The sequence below is a fragment of the Arenimonas daejeonensis genome, assembly GCF_007993735.1.
In the GTDB taxonomy this organism is placed as follows: Bacteria; Pseudomonadota; Gammaproteobacteria; order Xanthomonadales; family Xanthomonadaceae; genus Arenimonas; species Arenimonas daejeonensis.
In genome coordinates, this window is record NZ_CP042453.1 from 1,432,398 (window position 1) to 1,449,297 (window position 16,900).

Genomic DNA, 16,900 nt, shown 5'->3' on the forward strand with positions numbered 1-16,900 from the left:
TTCAGGCCTTCGCCTCGGGGGCGATGCGGTCCTTCACCCAGGCGTAGCCGTGCGCCTCGAGTTCGAGCGCCAGCTCAGGGCCGCCGCTCTCGACGATGCGGCCATCGGCCAGCACGTGCACCACGTCCGGCTTGATGTAGTCGAGCAGGCGCTGGTAGTGGGTGATGACCAGGAAGGCGCGCTCAGGCGAGCGCATCAGGTTCACGCCGTCGGCCACGGCCTTGAGCGCGTCGATGTCCAGGCCCGAATCGGTCTCGTCCAGGATCGCCAGCTTCGGTTCCAGCAGCGCCAGCTGGAAGATCTCGTTGCGCTTCTTCTCGCCGCCGCTGAAGCCCTCGTTGACGCCGCGGTGCAGCAGCTCGTCCTTCAGGTGCAGCACGGCCAGCTTCTCGCGCACGCGCTTGAGGAACTGCATCGAGTCGAGCTCGCTCTCGCCGCGCGCCTTGCGCTGGGCGTTCAGCGCCGCGCGCAGGAAATAGGTGTTGTTCACGCCCGGGATCTCGACCGGGTACTGGAAGGCCAGGAACACGCCAGCGGCGGCACGTTCTTCGGGCTCCAGCGCCAGCAGGTCGACACCGTCCAGGCTCACCGAACCCTGCGTCACTTCATAACCCTCGCGCCCGGCGATGATGTTGCCCAGCGTGGACTTGCCCGCGCCATTGGGCCCCATGATGGCGTGCACCTGCCCGGGCTTGAGCTCAAGCGACAGGCCCTTGAGGATTTCCTTGCCGGCGACGCTGGCGTGCAGGTTTTCGATCTTCAGCATGATTCGTTTCTCTGGATAACTTCACCCTACTCCGCCGCGCGGAAAGGGCCTTATCAACTCCCTCCCCCACGCAGTGGGGAGGGCTGGGGAGGGGGAGCCCGGCCTAGCCGACAGCCCCTTCAAGCGACACTTCCAGCAGCTTCTTGGCCTCGACCGCGAACTCCATCGGCAGTTCCTTGAACACCTGCTTGCAGAAGCCGTCGACGATCATGGACACCGCGTCCTCTTCGCCGATGCCGCGGCTGCGGCAGTAGAACATCTGGTCGTCGCTGATCTTGGACGTGGTCGCCTCGTGTTCCACCGTCGCGGTCGGGTGTTTGACCTCGATGTAGGGGAAGGTGTGGGCGCCGCACTTCTTGCCGATCAGCAGGCTGTCGCACTGGGTGTAGTTGCGGGCGCCGGCGGCGGTCTTCTCCATCTTCACCAGGCCGCGGTAGGTGTTCTGGCCGCGGCCGGCGCTGATGCCCTTGCTGATGATCTTGGACTTGGTGTTGCGGCCCAGGTGGATCATCTTGGTGCCGGTGTCGGCCTGCTGGCGGTGGTGGGTGAGCGCCACCGAATAGAACTCGCCGGTGGAGTCGTCGCCCTTGAGCACGCAGCTCGGGTATTTCCAGGTGATGGCGGAACCGGTCTCGACCTGGGTCCAGCTGATCTTGGAGCGCGCGCCGCGGCATTCGCCACGCTTGGTCACGAAGTTGTAGATGCCGCCGACGCCGTTCTCGTCGCCCGGGTACCAGTTCTGCACGGTCGAATACTTGATCTCGGCGTCTTCCAGCGCCACCAGCTCGACCACCGCCGCGTGCAGCTGGTTCTCGTCGCGCATCGGTGCCGTGCAGCCCTCGAGGTAGGACACGTGGCCCTTGTCCTCGCAGATGATCAGGGTGCGCTCGAACTGGCCGGTGTCGCGGGCGTTGATGCGGAAATAGGTGCTCAGCTCCATCGGGCAACGCACGCCCTTGGGGATGAACACGAAACTGCCGTCGGAGAAAACCGCCGAGTTCAGCGCCGCGAAGTAGTTGTCGCCGGTCGGAACGACGCTGCCCAGGTACTGGCGCACCAGCTCCGGGTGTTCGTGCACGGCTTCGGACAGCGAGCAGAAGATCACGCCCTTTTCGGCCAGTTCCTTGCGGAAGGTGGTGCCCACCGACACCGAGTCGAACACCGCGTCCACGGCGACGCCGGCAAGCTTGGCGCGCTCGTGCAGCGGCACGCCCAGCTTCTCGTAGGTGTCGAGCAGTTCCTTCGGCACGTCGTCCAGCGAGGCGTATTTCGGCCCCTTCGGCGCGGCGTAGTAACTGACGGCCTGGAAGTCGATCGGTGCGATGTCCAGCTTGGCCCACTGCGGCGGCGTCATCGTCAGCCAGTGCCGGTAGGCGTTGAGACGCCATTCGGTCAGCCACTCGGGCTCGCCCTTCTTGGCCGAGATGAAGCGCACCACGTCCTCGTTCAGGCCGGGCGGCAGGGTGTCGGATTCGATGTCGGTGACAAAACCGGCGTCGTAGCGGCGCGCCAGGTGTTCGACGATCTCTGCGTTGCGGGTGTTCATGTCAGGCTCCTGCCCGCGCCAGGTGCAGCGGGATGGCCTTGCGCGCCGCCGGGGGCGGCAGCATGTCGGCCAGGGTGATGCCGCCGAGCGCGTCGGCGATGACGTCGTTGATGCGGCGCCAGTGCGACTGCACGCCGCAGTGCGGTTCGTGTTCGCAGCTGGAGTGTTCGCCCGAACATTCGGTCATGCCCAGCGGGCCTTCAATGGCTTCGACGATCGCGATCAGCGAAATCTCGGTCGCGGGTCGGGCCAGCCGGTAACCACCGGCGGCGCCGCGGAAGCCCTCGACCAGGCCGGCGTGGGCCAGCGGCTTGAGCACCTTGGCCACGGTCGGCGGCTCCAGGCGCGCCCGTTCCGCCAGCTCGGCGGCCGACAGCACGCGGTCGGGCGCCGAGGCCAGGGCGGCCAGCACGACGGTGGCGTAATCGGTGAGTTTGGTGACGCGGAGCATGGCGTCGGCGGCCCGTGGTTCAATTAGGACCGAAATTGTACGTTTTAAGCCCGGTCGGCTCAATCCGGGGCGGTGGGGCCGTTCAGGCCACGTCGACACCGATCAGGCGGCCGATGGCGAACACCGTGGCCCCGGCCAGCGCGCCGATGCCCAGCATGCGCGCGCCACCGGCCCAGGGATTGCGGCCGGTGAACAGGCTCATCGCCGCGCCGGTGCCGAACAGGCCCGCGGCCGCCAGCCCGGTGCCCCAGAACGCGGCCTGGGGCAGGGCGCTGCCGGCGAAAAAAGGCACCAGCGGAATCAGGGCGCCCACGGTGAAGGCGCTGAAGGAAAAACCGCGGCGCCCACCGGCGACCCCAGGTCGTCGGGATTCAGGCCCAGCTCCTCGCGGGCCAGCACGTCCAGGGCCTGGGCCGGGTTCTTCACCAACTGGTGGGCGAAAGTGCGGGCCTGGTCGCCGGGCATGCCGCGGGCGATGTAGATCAGGGCGAGCTCTTCCGCCTCGGCTTCCGGATATTTCTTCAGTTCGTCCGACTCCAGCCCGATCTGGTATTCGAACAGCTCGCGCTGCGAACGCACCGACACGTATTCGCCAGCCGCCATGGAAAGCGCGCCGGCCAGCAGGCCGGCGATGCCGGTGGCCAGCACCGTGCCGGTGGAGGCGCTGGCACCGACCACGCCCAGGATCAGGCTGGCGTTCGACACCAGGCCGTCGTTCACACCGAAGATCGCCGCCCGCAGATTGCCGCCGCCGACCGAGCGGTGGCTGAGGCCGACCTGGGCCAGGTCGGTGGGCAGCAGGTGGCCCGACAGCGCGGCGGTGTAGGCGGACAGACCACGCACCTTGAGTGCGGCAAGCGCCGGTTTCATCCGCCGCGGCCCCAATCGGCGGGCCAGTCCGGCGACCAGGCGGGCCCGGCGTTCGGGCACGAAGACCTCAGGCAGGGTTTCGCCGGCCTCGCGCGCCGATGCCGCCCAGGTCAGCGCCTGGGCCTCGGCCGCCTCGGCCAAAGCGCGGAACAGGGCGGCGATGCGGGCATCGGGCTCGGCGCCGGCAAGGGCGCGATAGAGCCAGGCCGACTGTTTTTCCTCGCGCCAACTGTTGCCGGGGTCCATGGTCCGAGCTCCTGAGGCCTGGCCCAGTCTAAGCGCGCGCACGCCGGGGCTGCGCGATCCGCCCGCATGCGGGACAATGGCGCCCCTCGCCGTCCCGGAACACCAGCAGATGCCCAAGAAGATCGAAGCCCGCCGCTCCGCCATCCACGGCAACGGCGTCTTCGCCACCCAGGCGATCGCCAAGGGCGAGCGCGTGATCCGCTACAAGGGCCTGCTGCGCACGCACGATGAAGTGGACCGGGTGTACGCCGACGAGGTCGACTCCGGCCACACCTTCATCTTCACCCTGAACGACAAGTACGTGATCGACGCCAACGTGGACGGCAACGACGCCCGCTGGATCAACCACAGCTGCGACCCGAACTGCGAGGCCGCGCACCTGGAGTCGGACACCGGCAAGAAGCGCAAGGACCGCATCTACATCGAGGCCATGCGCGACATCGCCCCGGGCGAAGAGCTGACCTACAACTACGGCATCACCCTGGTCGAAGCGCATACCGCGAAGCAGAAGAAGATCTGGGCCTGCCGCTGCGGGGCGAAGAGCTGCACCGGCACCATGCTGCAGCCGAAAACCAAGGCCAGGCGCAAGGCGAAGTCCTGATCCACGTGTTGCGCGGTGCTGGCGGAGGGTTGGCATGACCTATGGCCCTCGGCGCGCCGCCGCCGGATCACCAAGATGCGCGGGTCCCTGGCCCTGGTCCCTGCATGAATCTGTCCCGCCTGCTGCCGGCGCTGTGCGCGCTGGTGTCCCTGCCTGTCGCCGCCGTCGAGATCGACGGCCGCCTTGATCCGCAGGAATGGGCCGGTGCCCGCCACATCACCGACTTCGTCATGGTGCAGCCCCTGAGTGGCGAACCGGCGCGCCTGCGCACCGAAGCCTGGATCCTGGCCACGCCGGAAGGCCTGGCCGTGGCCTTCCGCAATGAACAGCCCGCCGGCGTGCCACGCACCACCCAGCGCACCCGCCGCGACCAGGGTGGCCAGCTCGACCGCGTCAACTTCATGGTGGACTTCGACGGCGACGGCCGCACGGGTTACGACTTCATGGTCACCATCGCGGACGGCATCAGCGACGAAGTGATCACCAGCGAGCGCAACTTCAACACCGACTGGGACGGCCTCTGGCACCGCGCGGTCACGCAGGACGAGACCGGCTGGTCGGTGGAAATGCGCATCCCCTGGCACGTGGCACCGATGGCCCGGCCCGAGGACGGCAAGCGCACGCTGGGCATCTACGTCGACCGCGTGGTCGGCAGCACGGGCGAGCGTTTCGGCTGGCCCGACATCAGCTTCCAGAAGCCACGTTTCCTGTCCGAGTTCGCGAAGATCGAAGTGCCGCTTTACGAACAGTCGCTGTTGGCGGTGACGCCCTACGGTGTCGTCGTCAACGATCGCATCACCGGCGACACGGACTACGACGTCGGCGCCGACCTGTTCTGGAAACCCAACGGCCAGTTCCAGCTGTCGGCCACGCTGAACCCGGATTTCGGCCAGGTCGAAAGCGACGACCTGGTGGTGAACTTCGGCGCGGTGGAAACCTTCTTCGGCGACAAGCGGCCGTTTTTCACCGAGAACCAGGGCCTTTTCGACGTGCCCTTCGGCGCCGGCAACAGCCGCCTGCTGTACACCCGCCGCATCGGCGGCAATGCCGACGACGGCAGCGGTGCGGGCGACGTCGAGGCCGCGGTGAAGCTCAACGGCAGCCTGGGCCAGGTGCGATACGGCCTGCTGGCCGCCACCGAGGCCGACGAGGTGGGCCGCGATTTCTTCGCCCTGCGCGCCACCCGCGATTTCGGCACGCAGGACCTGGGCACCATGCTGACCTACGTGGACCGGCCCTTCCTGGACCGCACCGCGGCCGTGTATTCCGTGGACCACCAGTGGACGCCGACGGCGGCCTGGAACATCCGCAGCCAGGTGGTCGCCTCGCAGGTGAAGCAGGCCGGCCAGGCCAGCGAAGACAGCGGCCTGCAGATCAAGGCCGACTACGAGATGGGCGAGGGCTGGCGCCAGCAGCTGTGGTTCCTGCACCTCGGCGACGAGCTGCAGCTCAACGACATCGGCTACCTGGACCGCAACAACTTCAACTACCTGCGCTATGAACTGGCGCGGCGTTTCCCGAATCTGCCGGAAACCTCGGCCTACGCGTCGCATGAATGGCGCTGGGCGGCGTCCACGCGCCGCAATGACCACGGCCTGAGCATCGCCGAGGCGGTGGCGGTGGCGCGCTACAGCGAACGCCGCGATGGCGGTTCCGAATACCTGGACCTCGCCACCTGGACCGACGGCCACGACGACCTGATCACCCGCGGCAACGGCGCCGTGCGCGTGCCCGAGAAGCTCTACCTGTTCTGGGAACGTTCGCGCCCGCGGCGTGGCTACTGGTCCCAGTACGTCAACGCACGTTCGGCGGCGGAAGGTCTGGAAGGCGCCGAAGGCCTGGGCCTGGAACTGAACTTCGAGCCGACCCTGCATGTGAGCGACAGCCTGGCCCTTGAGGGCGTGTTCGGCCTGCAGCACATACCGGACTGGCTGCTCTGGCGCGGCGGCACCCGTCTGGCCAGCTACCGTTCGGACATCGCGCGGATCGGCGCCAACCTGGAATGGCAGATCGGTACCCGCCAGGAGCTGCGCCTGAAACTCGAAACCCTCGCGCTCGACGCCCGCCTGCGCCAGGCCTGGGAAGTCGGGCCGGGCGGGGAGCCGGTGGCCGTGCCCACACCGGCCGATGTCAGCGATTTCAGCCTCTCCAACCTCGGCTTCCAGGTCCGCTACCGCTACGAACTGGCGCCATTGTCGGACCTGTATGTGGTCTACAGCCGCGGCGGGCTGGACGAGGACAACCAGAGCCGCTCGCTGGCCGACCTGCTGGGTGACGCCACCTCGCTGCGTGACGCCGAGCAGATCCTGGTCAAGCTGAGCTACCGCTTCGCCAATTGACCGCCTGGCCGTGACGACTTCCTGAACTGCCTGGCCGGGCGGCTTGCCCGGCGGGGGCGGTCAGGAGTCTAATGTTTCAGAAATTTCTGAAACTTCGGGTCAGGGCCATGAATCTCCCTCCGCTCAGCCAGTCCTTCGTCCTGCATTTCGGTGAGATGGGCAGCCGATGGGGCATCAACCGCACCGTCGGGCAGATCTACGCGGTGCTGTTCATCTCGGCCCAGCCGCTGACCGCCGACGAGATCACCGACCGGCTCGGGGTCAGCCGCTCGAACGTGAGCATGGGCCTGAAGGAACTGTCCTCCTGGCGCCTGGTGCGGCTGAGCCACCAGCCCGGCGACCGCCGCGACTTCTACGCCGCGCCCGAGGACGTCTGGGCCATCTTCAAGACCCTGGCCGAGGAGCGGCAGCGCCGTGAAGTGGACCCGACCCTGTCCATGCTGCGCGACGCGCTGCTGGAAGCGCCCGATTCGCCCGAGGAACGCCACGCCCAGGCGCGCATGCGCGAGATGCACGACCTGATCGAGCAGTTGACCGAGTGGTTCGCCGAAGTGCGCAAACTCTCGCCGTCCACGCTCGAGAAACTGATGTCGCTGGGTTCCAAAGCCACGACCCTGCTGCAGTTCACCGACAAGGTGCGCGGCCTGGGCGGCACGGCCGGCAGCGAGGAGAAGGCCTCGTGAGCGAACTCGACCCGGCCCTGCTGGCGCGCATCCAGTTCGCAGCCAACATCAGTTTCCACATCCTGTTCCCGACCATCACCATCGCCCTGGGCTGGTTCCTGCTGTTCTTCAAGCTGCGTTTCCTGCGCACCGGCAAGCAGCACTGGATGGACGCCTACCAGTTCTGGGTGAAGGTGTTCGCGCTGACCTTCGCCATGGGGGTGGTCAGCGGCATCACCATGAGTTTCCAGTTCGGCACCAACTGGCCGGGTTACATGGAAACGGTGGGCAACATCGCCGGGCCCCTGCTGGCCTACGAAGTGCTGACGGCGTTTTTCCTGGAAGCCAGCTTCCTCGGCATCATGCTGTTCGGGCGCAAGCGGGTGGGCGAGCGCATGCATACGCTGGCCACCGTGCTGGTGGCCGGCGGCACCACGGCCTCCGCGTTCTGGATCCTGTCGCTGAACTCCTGGATGCAGACGCCGGTGGGCTTCGAGATGATCGACGGGCGCGCACATGCCACCGACTGGCTGGCGATCCTGTTCAATCCTTCCTTCCCGTACCGGCTCACGCACATGCTGCTGGCTTCGGGCCTGACGGCGTCGTTCCTGATCGCGGGCCTGTCCGCCTACCGCTGGCTGCGCCACGACCGCGGCGCGGACGTGATGGCGGCGCTGCGTACCGGCGTCACCGTGGCGGCGCTGCTGATCCCGGTGCAGATCTACGTCGGCGACCTGCACGGCCTGAATACGCTGGAACACCAGCCGGCCAAGGTCGCGGCGATGGAGGGCGTGTGGCAGGACGAGAAGGGCGCGCCGGCGCTGATCTTCGCCATGCCCAACGAAGAAACCCGCACGAACGACTACGCCATCGGCATCCCGAAGCTCGCCAGCCTGATCCTCACCCACGAACTCGACGGCGAAGTGAAAGGCCTCGACTCCTTCCCTGGCGAGCACCCGCCCGTGGCGCCCGTGTTCTGGGGTTTCCGCGTGATGGTGGGCACCGGCGTGCTGATGCTGCTGGTGTCCTGGTGGACCGCCTGGCGCCTGCGCCGTGGCGGCGAGCCCGGCGCCTGGCAGGCGAAGGCACTGGTGGCGATGACCTTCTCGGGCTGGCTGGCGACGCTGGCCGGCTGGTACGTCACCGAGATCGGCCGCCAGCCCTGGCTGGTGACCGGTGTACTGCGCACGGTGGACGCGATTTCCGATACCCCAGCGCCGGTGATCGGCATCAGCCTGTCGGCCTACCTGCTGATCTACGCATTGCTGCTGGGCTCGTATGTGTCGGTGCTGTTCTACCTGGCCCGCCACCGCGGCAAACCCGACCACAAACCGGCCGTCGCCGGCCTGCAGGAGGTGTGAGATGGACGCTGCCCTGCCGCTGATCTTCACTGGGCTGATGGCGCTGGCGATGCTGCTGTACGTGGTGCTGGACGGCTACGACCTGGGCGTCGGCATCCTGCTGCGCGGCGCGTCCGACCCGCAGAAGGACCGCATGATCTCGTCCATCGGCCCGTTCTGGGACGCCAACGAAACCTGGCTGGTGCTGGGCGTGGGCCTGCTGCTGGTGGCGTTCCCGCTGGCGCACGGCGTGATCCTGAGCTCGCTCTACCTGCCGGTGGCGGCGATGCTGATCGGCCTGATCCTGCGCGGCGTCGCCTTCGACTTCCGGGTGAAGGCGCGCGCGGCGCACAAGCCGCTGTGGAACGGCGCGTTCTGGGCCGGCTCGCTTCTCGCGGCGTTTTCGCAGGGATTCATGCTGGGCAGCTACATCCTCGGCTTCCGCGACGACGCCGTGGCGGTGATGTTCGCGATCGCGATCGGACTATGCCTGTGCGCGGGTTACGCGCTGCTGGGCGCCGGCTGGCTGGTGCTCAAGGCCGAGGGCGAACTGCGCGAGCGCGCGCTGCGCTGGGCCTACGCCAATCTCTGGCTGACCGCGTTGGGCATCGCTGCCGTGTCGGTGGCCACGCCTGGGTCAGCCCGCGCATCTTCGAGAAGTGGTTCGCGTTGCCGCAGCTGCTGTTCCTGCTGCCGGTCCCGGTGCTGACCGCGCTGGTGTTTGCCGCCACCGAATCGGCACTGCGGCGCCTGCGCAAGGGCGAGACCGCGCGCGACTGGGTGCCGTTTGCCGGCGGCATCGCGCTGTTCGTGCTGGCCTTCATCGGCCTGGCCTACAGCCTGTTCCCCTACCTGGTGATCGACCGCATCACGCTGTGGGAAGCGGCCGCGGCACCGGGTTCGCTGAAGATCATGCTGGTCGGCGCGCTGGTCACCCTGCCGATGATCGTCGGCTACACCATCTACGTGTACCGCGTGTTCTGGGGCCGCAGCGGGGACCTGAGCTACGAATGATTCGCGGGGCGGCCGAGGCCGCCCCGTGGAAGCGTCAGTCCTCGTCGTGGTGCGGCTTGAAGGCCTCGACCAGCTGCTTCTGCACATTGCCCGGCACCGGTTCGTAGTGGCTGAACTCCAGGTCGTAACGGCCGCGGCCGGCGGTGGCGCCCTTGAGTTCGGCCGCGTAGTCGGTGAGTTCCGACAGCGGCACCTGGGCCTTGACCACGATCTCGCCGCCGCGGCCGGCGTCGGTGCCGTGGATGCGCGCGCGTTTGCCGGCCAGCTGGCCGGTGATGTCGCCCATGTGCGCTTCCGGCGCGGCCACGGTCAGGTCCACGATCGGCTCCAGCACCTGCGGCCGGGCCTTGAGCACCGCATCGAGGAAAGCCTTCTTGCCGGCGGCGACGAAGGCGACTTCCTTCGAGTCCACCGTGTGGTATTTGCCGTCGTACACGGTCACGCGCACGTCCTGCAGCGGGTAACCGGCGATGGCGCCACCGTGCAGCACCTGGCGCACACCTTTTTCCACCGCCGGAATGAACTGCCCGGGGATGGTGCCGCCCTTTACCGCATCCACGAACTCGAAACCCTTGCCGCGCTCCAGCGGCTCGATGCGCAGGAACACCTCGCCGAACTGGCCGGCGCCGCCGGTCTGTTTCTTGTGCCGGTGGTGGCCTTCCGCCTGCGAGCCGATCGTCTCGCGGTAGGCGATGCGCGGCGGGCGCGAGCTCACGTCCACGCCGTAGCGGTCCTTGATGCGTTCCAGCATCACCCGCAGGTGCAGTTCGCCCAGGCCGCGGATCACGGTTTCGTTGAGTTCGGCGTGGTGTTCGACGTGGAAACCCGGGTCCTCCTCGGCCAGCTTGTGCAGGGCGGTGGACAGTTTCTGTTCCTGGCCGCGGGTGGCGGCCTCGATCGCCAGGCCGAACATCGGTTTCGGGAAGGCCAGCGGGTGCAGCCGGATGTTGTCCTCGTCGTGGCTGTCGTGCAGCACGGCGTCGAAGTGCACCTCGTCTATCTTGGCCACGGCGGCGATGTCGCCCGGGATGGCCTGGTCGATCTCGACGTGGTCCTTGCCCTTGAGCTTGAACAGGTGCCCGACCTTGAAGGGCTTCTTGCCGTCGTCTATGAACAGCTGGCTGTCCTTGCGCACCGTGCCCTGGAACACGCGGAAGATGCTGAGCTTGCCGACGAAGGGGTCGTTGACGATCTTGAATACGTCGGCGATCACATGCGCCTTCGGGTCCGGCGTGGAGGTGATTGGCTGGCCGTTCTTCTCGAACGGCGGCGGGTTGCCTTCCAGCGGGTTGGGGAAAAGTTTTTCCGCCAGGTCCAGCAGTTCCTTCACGCCGGCGCCGGTGCGCGCGGAGACAAAACACACGGGCACCAGGTGGCCTTCGCGCAGGCACTGTTCGAAGGCGTCGTGCAGGGCGGTGCCGCTGAGGCCGGTTTCGCCGTCCTCGAGGTAACGCTCCATCACCTGTTCGTTGATCTCGACCACCTGGTCGATGATGCGCTGGTGCGCGTCGGCGACCGGGCCGAGATCGGACTCGCCCTCGGGGTTGAAGAAGCAGTCCACCACGGTCTTGCCGCCGTCGGCGGGCAGGTTGATCGGCAGGCACTCCGGTCCGAAGGCGTCGCGGATTTCATCCACCAATGCGGCCAGCTTCGCCGGCTCGGAATCAATCTTGTTGATCACGATCACCCGGCACAGGTTGCGCGCTTTGGCGTGCTCCATCATGCGCCGCGTGCCGTATTCGATGCCGGTGCCGGCGTTGATCACGATGGCGACGGTTTCCACCGCGGAGAATGCCGACAGGGTCGGGCCGCGGAAATCGGGATAACCCGGGGTGTCTATGAGGTTGACGTGGATGCCCGCGTGGTCGGTGGATGCGATCGCGGTGTTCAGTGAATGGCCGCGGCTTCGTTCCATGGGATCGAAGTCGGACACCGTGGTGCCGCGTTCGAGGCTGCCTGCCGTCTGTATCGCGCCACCGGCATGCAGCAGGGCTTCGAAGAGGGTGGTTTTGCCGGCGCCGGAGTGGCCTGCCAGGGCCACGTTGCGGATGGTTTCTGTGCTGTACGACATGAGGCCGTCTCTCCCAAGGCATGGGTGGATAGGCCGTCATGGTCGGCGGCGCAGAGGCGCTGCCAGGTCGTTTTCGCGCGACCGCGCGTCGGTCATGGCGGAAGCCCGGCCGCGGCCGGGGGACTAGCCTTCCACCAGCGCCCCGCCGGGTCAACCCGTGGGGCGCGGGCCGGGGTTCAGCGCTGGGCGGCCCGGGCCGCGCGGGCCAGGGTGGCCTGCAGGCCCGGCAGTTCGGGCTCGATCAGGGCGGCGTGGCGGCGCCATTTTTCCGGGTCCGGGGCGGTCAGGGTGTAGCGCGACAGGGGCAGGGCGGCGCCCAGGGCGCGGTCCCAGGACCAGCCGGCCCAGGCGCAGAGGCGCTCCACTTCGGCCTGGGGGACGCCAGGAACCGGCCGTGATCCACCGTGGTCCAGGCGTCGGCGGGCAGGGCGGCCAGGTCGTCGAGCAGCAGCCGGGTCGTGGTTTCCCACTGCGCCGCCACGATCCGGCCCAGCGGCTGGCCCGACAGCGCCCGCCAGTCGGGCGTCAGCAGGAAGGACCAGGGCGGACCGTTCCAGCCCGGCAGGTTCGGATACATGACGAATTCGCCCGACTGCCAGCCATCGATCATGCTGCCCAGCACCTGGCGCGGGTCGCGGTGCAGGTAGATGAAACGCGCCTCCGGGAATACTTCGCGCAGGAAGGGAATGCGCAGGGCGTTTTGGCGTCTTCTCCAGCATGCGCAGCCGGTCGGCCGTCGGCGCTTTGCCGTCACGGTCGCGCAGGGCGTCCAGGAAACGCTGGCGCAGCTGCGCGGCGATACGCGGATCGGCGTCGGCGGCGAGCAACCGGTTGGAGTCGTACTGCCGCTGCGACGGCGCCAGTCCCGGCACGCCTTCGATCAGGCTGTGGCTTTCGTCGCCGATGGTGTACAGACCGGGCGCGGCGAGCAGGGTTTCGAACAGCAGGGTGGAACCGGACCGCGGCGGGCTGACGATGAACACCGGGCGATCGAAGGTCTGCGCACTGGCCGGCGCACGCACCGCCGGGGCCGCCGCCGCGCTGCCGGGCCCGGTGTCGGCGCCGTGCACGTCCTTGCGCGATGCGCTCTTGCCGACTGCCTTTTCGGTCAGCGCCACGCCCAGTACGTAACCTTCGACCATGAACATCAGGCCGACTTCGTTGCGCAGGCCGATCTCGCCGGCGCCGCGCGCCAGCAGGTCGGCGCGCGCGCCTGTTCGATCAGCGCGGCGTAACGCGGCCAGCCTTCGGGCCGGTCGCCGAAGGCCGCCCACAGCGCCTGCCAGCGCCGGGAGAAATCCAGCAGGCCCTGCTGCACGGCGGGCAGGCGCGGATGCGGCACGGCCTCGGAAAGCAGGAACACGAAATGCTCGCGCATTTCCCAGGGCGTCATCACCGTCGGCAGGTTCACCGATTCGTAGTCCAGCGCCGGCTCGTCCTTGCCCAGGGGAACCGGGCGGGCCTGCCAGCCCGGGATGTCGCGGCCGGCCGGGCGGCCGCGCGCGATCAGGTCCCAAAGCTGCCCGCCGCCGACCGTGTCGGCGACCAGGTGGATGCGGGTGCTGTCGTCCTGGTTGAGCACGCGATGCCGCGACCAGGTGTCGAAGATCCAGCATTCGCCGGCGGCCATGTGGGTCTCGGCTTCGCCGACCTGGAAACGCACGCCGGGCGTGGTGGTGACCGGCACGTGCACGCGCATGCGGTCGCGCCAGTAGTAGTTGGTGTCGACGTGGGCGGTCACCTCGGCCTGGCCGGAGAGGCGCATCAGCCGCGAACGGCCCCAGGTGGCACCCAGTGCCGCCAGTACCTGCCGCACCCGGGGCAACTGCAGCAGCGCCGGGGTCGGCCGCATCTGGCCGTCGAGTTCGTCGTTGTCGGGGTCGCCGCCGGTGGACACCAGGGTGAGGGCCGAGTTTCCCGGCAGTTTGTTGGGGTGCGGGCGCCAGTGCGACTCGTCGATGCCGGCGATCTCTTCCGCCAGGGCGGCGGCATCGAAGCTGACCGGCAGTTGCAGGAAGGGGACCTGGAGTTTCATCACATTCCGAACGTCGCCGGCATCGTCCCGGCCTGGCCCGTCATGGTACCCGTGCGGCGTACACTTTGTGTCCCGACCGCGGTCGCGGTCAGCCACCGGAGCATCGCCATGGGATTCAAGCGCCACGCTACCGCCCACTGGGAGGGCGACCTCAAATCCGGCCAGGGCCGCATGAGCACGCCGCAGAGCGGCCTGTTCGAAGGCACCCGCTACTCCTTCAACACCCGCTTCGGCGACGAGAAGGGCAGCAACCCCGAGGAACTGCTCGCCGCCGCGCACGCCGGCTGTTATTCGATGGCCCTGAGCTTCATCCTGCAGAACGCCGGCTTCACCGCCAGCCGCATCGACACCAAGGCCGAGGTGCTGATGGAAACCTCGCCGGGACCGCACGCGGTGGGCGTGCACCTGACGGTGACGGCCAGCGTCCCTGGCATCGACGCCGCCGGTTTTGCCGACATCGCCGCCAATGCCAAGGAAAACTGCGTGATCTCCCGCGCCCTCGGCATCCCGGTGACGATGGACGCCAAGCTTGTCTGAAGCGGACTGGCCCGGGCCGACGCGCGCCGCCGTCTTCGTGCATGGCGCGGGCGGCGGCGGCTGGGAGTGGGGCGTGTGGGCGCGGGTGTTCGCAGCCCGGGGTTTCGAAGTGATCGCCCCCGACCTGGTGGCCGGCCCGCAGGGGCTGGCCGCGATGACACTGGACGACTATCGCGCCCAGGTGCGCGGCTGGATGGCGGCGGTGCGGCGCGACGACCCCGCCGTTCCGGTCTGCCTGGTCGGCGCCAGCCTGGGCGGCCTGCTGGCCCTGGCCTGCGCCGACGCGGCCCAGGCGCTCGTGCTGGTCAATGCGATGCCGCCCTCAGGCCTGCCGGATGCCGCACCGGTTCCCGACATCGTGCCCTGGGGGCGCACCGCCTCGCTGGCCGGCACCCGCCGCGCCCTGCCGGAAAGCGACGACCTGGCGGCGCTGCACGCCTTCCGGCGCTGGCGCGACGAATCCGGCCTGGCCCTGCGCCAGGCCCGGGCCGGCTGGCCGCTGCCAGCGCCCGACTGTCCGGTGCTGGTGATGGCGTCCTCGGACGATACCGACGTCCCGCCCGGAACCAGCGCCACGCTGGCGGCGACACTCGGCGCCCGCCTGCAGCCGCTGCCGGGCGGCCACGTCGCGCCCCTGCTGGGACGCCAGGCGGCACAGGCGGCCGGGCTGGCTGTCGAATGGCTGAATGAAGCCGGCGCCGTGGGCTGATTCAGCCGCAGTTCGGCGCCAGCGGCCGAGCATCCACCTGCACCCGTCCGGTGCCAGGAGTCCGCCATGAAAGCCCTTGCCGCCAGCTCACTCGCCCTGGCCCTGTTCGTCGCGGCCGGCAGCGCGAACGCCAACGACTACTACGACCCCCGGGCTTACGACGACGCCTACAGTCGCGACACGCCCTACGCCGGCGACCAGGGCCCCGCCTACGACGTGGCGCGCGTACTCAGCGTCGAACCGATCGTGCAACGCGGCGCTCCGCGGCAACGCGAAGAATGCTGGACCGAGCCGGTGACCTATGCGCAGAACCCGCCGCCACGGCGCACCAGCGGCGGCGGTGCGGTGATCGGCGCGATAATCGGCGGCCTGATCGGCAACGCCGTGGCTGACGACGACCGCCACTACCATCGTGGCCGGTATGGCCGCCGCTACTACCATGACGACAACGACAAGGCCGTCGCCACGGTTGCCGGCGCGGTGATCGGCGGCGCCATCGGCAACGGCATCGAGCGCAGCAACCAGCACAACGTCGCCTACCGCACGCAGGAAGTGCGGCGCTGCCGCATCGTCGCCGACGGTCCGGGCGACGAGGTCGTGTCCGGTTACGTGGTCAACTACGAATACGCCGGGCGCCAGTACCAGACGACCACCGACTACCACCCGGGCGACCAGATCCGCGTGCGCGTGCAGGTGACGCCGGAAGGCTGAGCTTCTAGCCCGGCCAGTCCAGCGTGCCGCGCACCACGGTCTGCACCTGGCCGCCGGACCAGACTTCGCCGTCGGCATCCACGCGCAGCTCCAGCCGCGCGTCGTGCCCGACTTCCCGGCCCTGGCTGACCACGTAGCGGCCGTCGGCGTGGGGCAGGGCGTTCCGGTCGTGCAGGTAGGCGGCCAGCGTGGCGTTGGCGGCGCCGGAAGCGGCGTCCTCGACCTGGGCCGGCAGGCCGACCAGGGCCCGCACCACCAGATCGTAATCGCGGCCGGTGCAGCGCGCGAACACGCACAGCCCCATCGCGTCATGCCCGCGCGCCAGCGCCGACACCGCCTCCCAGCGCGGCACCAGGCTGCGCACCGAGGCTTCGTCCACCAGTTCGGCCAGCCACCAGCGGCGGCCGCCGTCCATCAGCACCGGCGGCAGGGCGCCCGGCACATAACCCTTGAGCGCGGCACCGAGGCGCCGGTCGTCGGGCTGGCCGATCTCCAGCACCCGCGCCCGCGGCGCGCGCACCGCCAGCCGGCGATTGCGGCCTTCGCCCCGCACTTCGATCGGCAGCAGGCCGACCGCGCATTCCTGGATCAGCAGACCCTCCCGCGGCGTCGCCAGGCCGGCTTCCAGCACGGCATGGGCGCTGCCGATGCTGGGGTGGCCGGCGAACGGCACCTCGCGGCGCGGGCTGAAGATGCGCAGGCGGTAGCTGGCCTCGGAACGGACGGCGGCAGCACGAAGGTGGTTTCCGGCAGGCGCGTCCAGCGCGCGATGGCCTGCATGGCGTCGTCGTCGAGGCCGGCGGCGTCCAGCACCACGGCCAGGGGTTGCCGTCGCCGGGTTTGGCGGCGAAGACGTCGAGTTGTACGAAGCTGCGCGGCATCGGGGGCGTCCTGCCCGGTGGGGAGGGGCGAGAATATCAGCCGGGCGCGGGGGATCGGTGGACCAGGGGTTGGGTGCTGATAACCCAGCGGCATCAGGCGCGGGGTGGTGCGCCGGGCTTT

General features: G+C 68.8%; 16 protein-coding genes and 2 pseudogenes. 10 read left to right on the forward strand and 8 right to left on the reverse strand.

All coding sequences use genetic code 11. The features are described from left to right. Nucleotide 1: 1 nt before the first annotated feature. From sufC to FRZ33_RS06815, 4 genes and pseudogenes are all read right to left on the reverse strand, one after another. Nucleotides 2-766 (reverse strand): Fe-S cluster assembly ATPase SufC, encoded by a 765-nt coding sequence (gene sufC / locus FRZ33_RS06800; RefSeq protein WP_146908632.1) that lies wholly within the window; start codon nucleotides 764-766, stop codon nucleotides 2-4. Nucleotides 767-869: 103 nt separating this feature from the next. Further along, complete coding sequence (sufB, locus tag FRZ33_RS06805) at nucleotides 870-2,312, reverse strand: Fe-S cluster assembly protein SufB (RefSeq protein WP_146908633.1); 1,443 nt, start codon at nucleotides 2,310-2,312, stop codon at nucleotides 870-872. 1 nt (nucleotide 2,313) lies between these two features. Continuing rightward, nucleotides 2,314-2,763: an SUF system Fe-S cluster assembly regulator gene (locus FRZ33_RS06810; RefSeq protein WP_146908635.1), complete on the reverse strand. Its 450-nt coding sequence runs from the start codon at nucleotides 2,761-2,763 to the stop codon at nucleotides 2,314-2,316. 82 nt (nucleotides 2,764-2,845) lie between these two features. Next, a pseudogene (locus FRZ33_RS06815) lies at nucleotides 2,846-4,023 on the reverse strand (VIT1/CCC1 transporter family protein). Here FRZ33_RS06815 and FRZ33_RS06820 point away from each other — a divergent pair. The 6 genes from FRZ33_RS06820 to FRZ33_RS16845 all read left to right on the forward strand — a co-directional run bounded on the left by FRZ33_RS06820 (nucleotide 3,989) and on the right by FRZ33_RS16845 (nucleotide 9,835). Next, complete coding sequence (locus FRZ33_RS06820; RefSeq protein ID WP_146910603.1) at nucleotides 3,989-4,480, forward strand: SET domain-containing protein; 492 nt, start codon at nucleotides 3,989-3,991, stop codon at nucleotides 4,478-4,480. The pseudogene FRZ33_RS06815 and the gene FRZ33_RS06820 sit on opposite strands and share 35 nt — an antisense overlap. A 104-nt stretch (nucleotides 4,481-4,584) precedes the next feature. Continuing rightward, nucleotides 4,585-6,819: a carbohydrate binding family 9 domain-containing protein gene (locus tag FRZ33_RS06825; RefSeq protein WP_146908637.1), complete on the forward strand. Its 2,235-nt coding sequence runs from the start codon at nucleotides 4,585-4,587 to the stop codon at nucleotides 6,817-6,819. Nucleotides 6,820-6,926: 107 nt separating this feature from the next. Next, complete coding sequence (locus tag FRZ33_RS06830; protein WP_146908639.1) at nucleotides 6,927-7,502, forward strand: GbsR/MarR family transcriptional regulator; 576 nt, start codon at nucleotides 6,927-6,929, stop codon at nucleotides 7,500-7,502. Next, entirely contained in the window at nucleotides 7,499-8,842 is a 1,344-nt protein-coding gene (locus FRZ33_RS06835) for a cytochrome ubiquinol oxidase subunit I (RefSeq protein WP_146908640.1), read from the forward strand. Before FRZ33_RS06830 ends, FRZ33_RS06835 begins: the two co-directional genes overlap by 4 nt. 1 nt (nucleotide 8,843) lies before the next feature. Beyond that, nucleotides 8,844-9,530 (forward strand): cytochrome d ubiquinol oxidase subunit II, encoded by a 687-nt coding sequence (locus tag FRZ33_RS06840; protein ID WP_265468737.1) that lies wholly within the window; start codon nucleotides 8,844-8,846, stop codon nucleotides 9,528-9,530. Next, nucleotides 9,491-9,835 carry a cytochrome d ubiquinol oxidase subunit II gene (locus tag FRZ33_RS16845; RefSeq protein WP_265468738.1) on the forward strand — a complete coding sequence of 115 codons (345 nt, stop codon included), beginning with the start codon at nucleotides 9,491-9,493 and terminating at the stop codon, nucleotides 9,833-9,835. Before FRZ33_RS06840 ends, FRZ33_RS16845 begins: the two co-directional genes overlap by 40 nt. Nucleotides 9,836-9,869: 34 nt before the next feature. On the opposite strand, the gene fusA is transcribed toward FRZ33_RS16845, so the two are convergent. Both fusA and FRZ33_RS17635 read right to left on the reverse strand, forming a co-directional pair. Beyond that, nucleotides 9,870-11,906 carry an elongation factor G gene (gene fusA / locus FRZ33_RS06845; protein ID WP_146908642.1) on the reverse strand — a complete coding sequence of 679 codons (2,037 nt, stop codon included), beginning with the start codon at nucleotides 11,904-11,906 and terminating at the stop codon, nucleotides 9,870-9,872. A 283-nt stretch (nucleotides 11,907-12,189) separates the two neighbouring features. Beyond that, nucleotides 12,190-12,660: a sulfotransferase gene (locus FRZ33_RS17635; RefSeq protein WP_158637136.1), complete on the reverse strand. Its 471-nt coding sequence runs from the start codon at nucleotides 12,658-12,660 to the stop codon at nucleotides 12,190-12,192. A 221-nt stretch (nucleotides 12,661-12,881) separates the two neighbouring features. Here FRZ33_RS17635 and FRZ33_RS17640 point away from each other — a divergent pair, with 221 nt between their 5' ends. Continuing rightward, the gene (locus FRZ33_RS17640) at nucleotides 12,882-13,037 is read left to right on the forward strand and encodes a hypothetical protein (protein ID WP_425480620.1); all 156 of its coding nucleotides are present in this window, start codon (nucleotides 12,882-12,884) and stop codon (nucleotides 13,035-13,037) included. A gap of 16 nt (nucleotides 13,038-13,053) precedes the next feature. Here FRZ33_RS17640 and FRZ33_RS06855 read toward each other — a convergent pair whose 3' ends face one another. Then, on the reverse strand, nucleotides 13,054-13,941 hold the full coding sequence (locus FRZ33_RS06855; protein ID WP_146908644.1) for an aspartyl/asparaginyl beta-hydroxylase domain-containing protein: 888 nt from the start codon (nucleotides 13,939-13,941) through the stop codon (nucleotides 13,054-13,056). Nucleotides 13,942-14,049: 108 nt separating this feature from the next. Here FRZ33_RS06855 and FRZ33_RS06860 point away from each other — a divergent pair, with 108 nt between their 5' ends. The 3 genes from FRZ33_RS06860 (at nucleotide 14,050) to FRZ33_RS06870 (ending at nucleotide 15,898) form a co-directional block, all read left to right on the forward strand. Then, nucleotides 14,050-14,478, forward strand: coding sequence for an OsmC family protein (locus FRZ33_RS06860; RefSeq protein WP_146908646.1), 429 nt, complete (start codon nucleotides 14,050-14,052; stop codon nucleotides 14,476-14,478). Further along, nucleotides 14,471-15,187, forward strand: coding sequence for an alpha/beta hydrolase (locus tag FRZ33_RS06865; protein ID WP_146908648.1), 717 nt, complete (start codon nucleotides 14,471-14,473; stop codon nucleotides 15,185-15,187). The genes FRZ33_RS06860 and FRZ33_RS06865 overlap by 8 nt, the downstream gene beginning before the upstream one ends. A gap of 66 nt (nucleotides 15,188-15,253) precedes the next feature. Further along, nucleotides 15,254-15,898, forward strand: coding sequence for a glycine zipper 2TM domain-containing protein (locus tag FRZ33_RS06870; RefSeq protein ID WP_146908649.1), 645 nt, complete (start codon nucleotides 15,254-15,256; stop codon nucleotides 15,896-15,898). Between the two features lie 4 nt (nucleotides 15,899-15,902). Here FRZ33_RS06870 and FRZ33_RS06875 read toward each other — a convergent pair. Beyond that, a pseudogene (locus FRZ33_RS06875) lies at nucleotides 15,903-16,779 on the reverse strand (PhzF family phenazine biosynthesis protein). Between the last annotated feature and the right edge of the window lie 121 nt (nucleotides 16,780-16,900).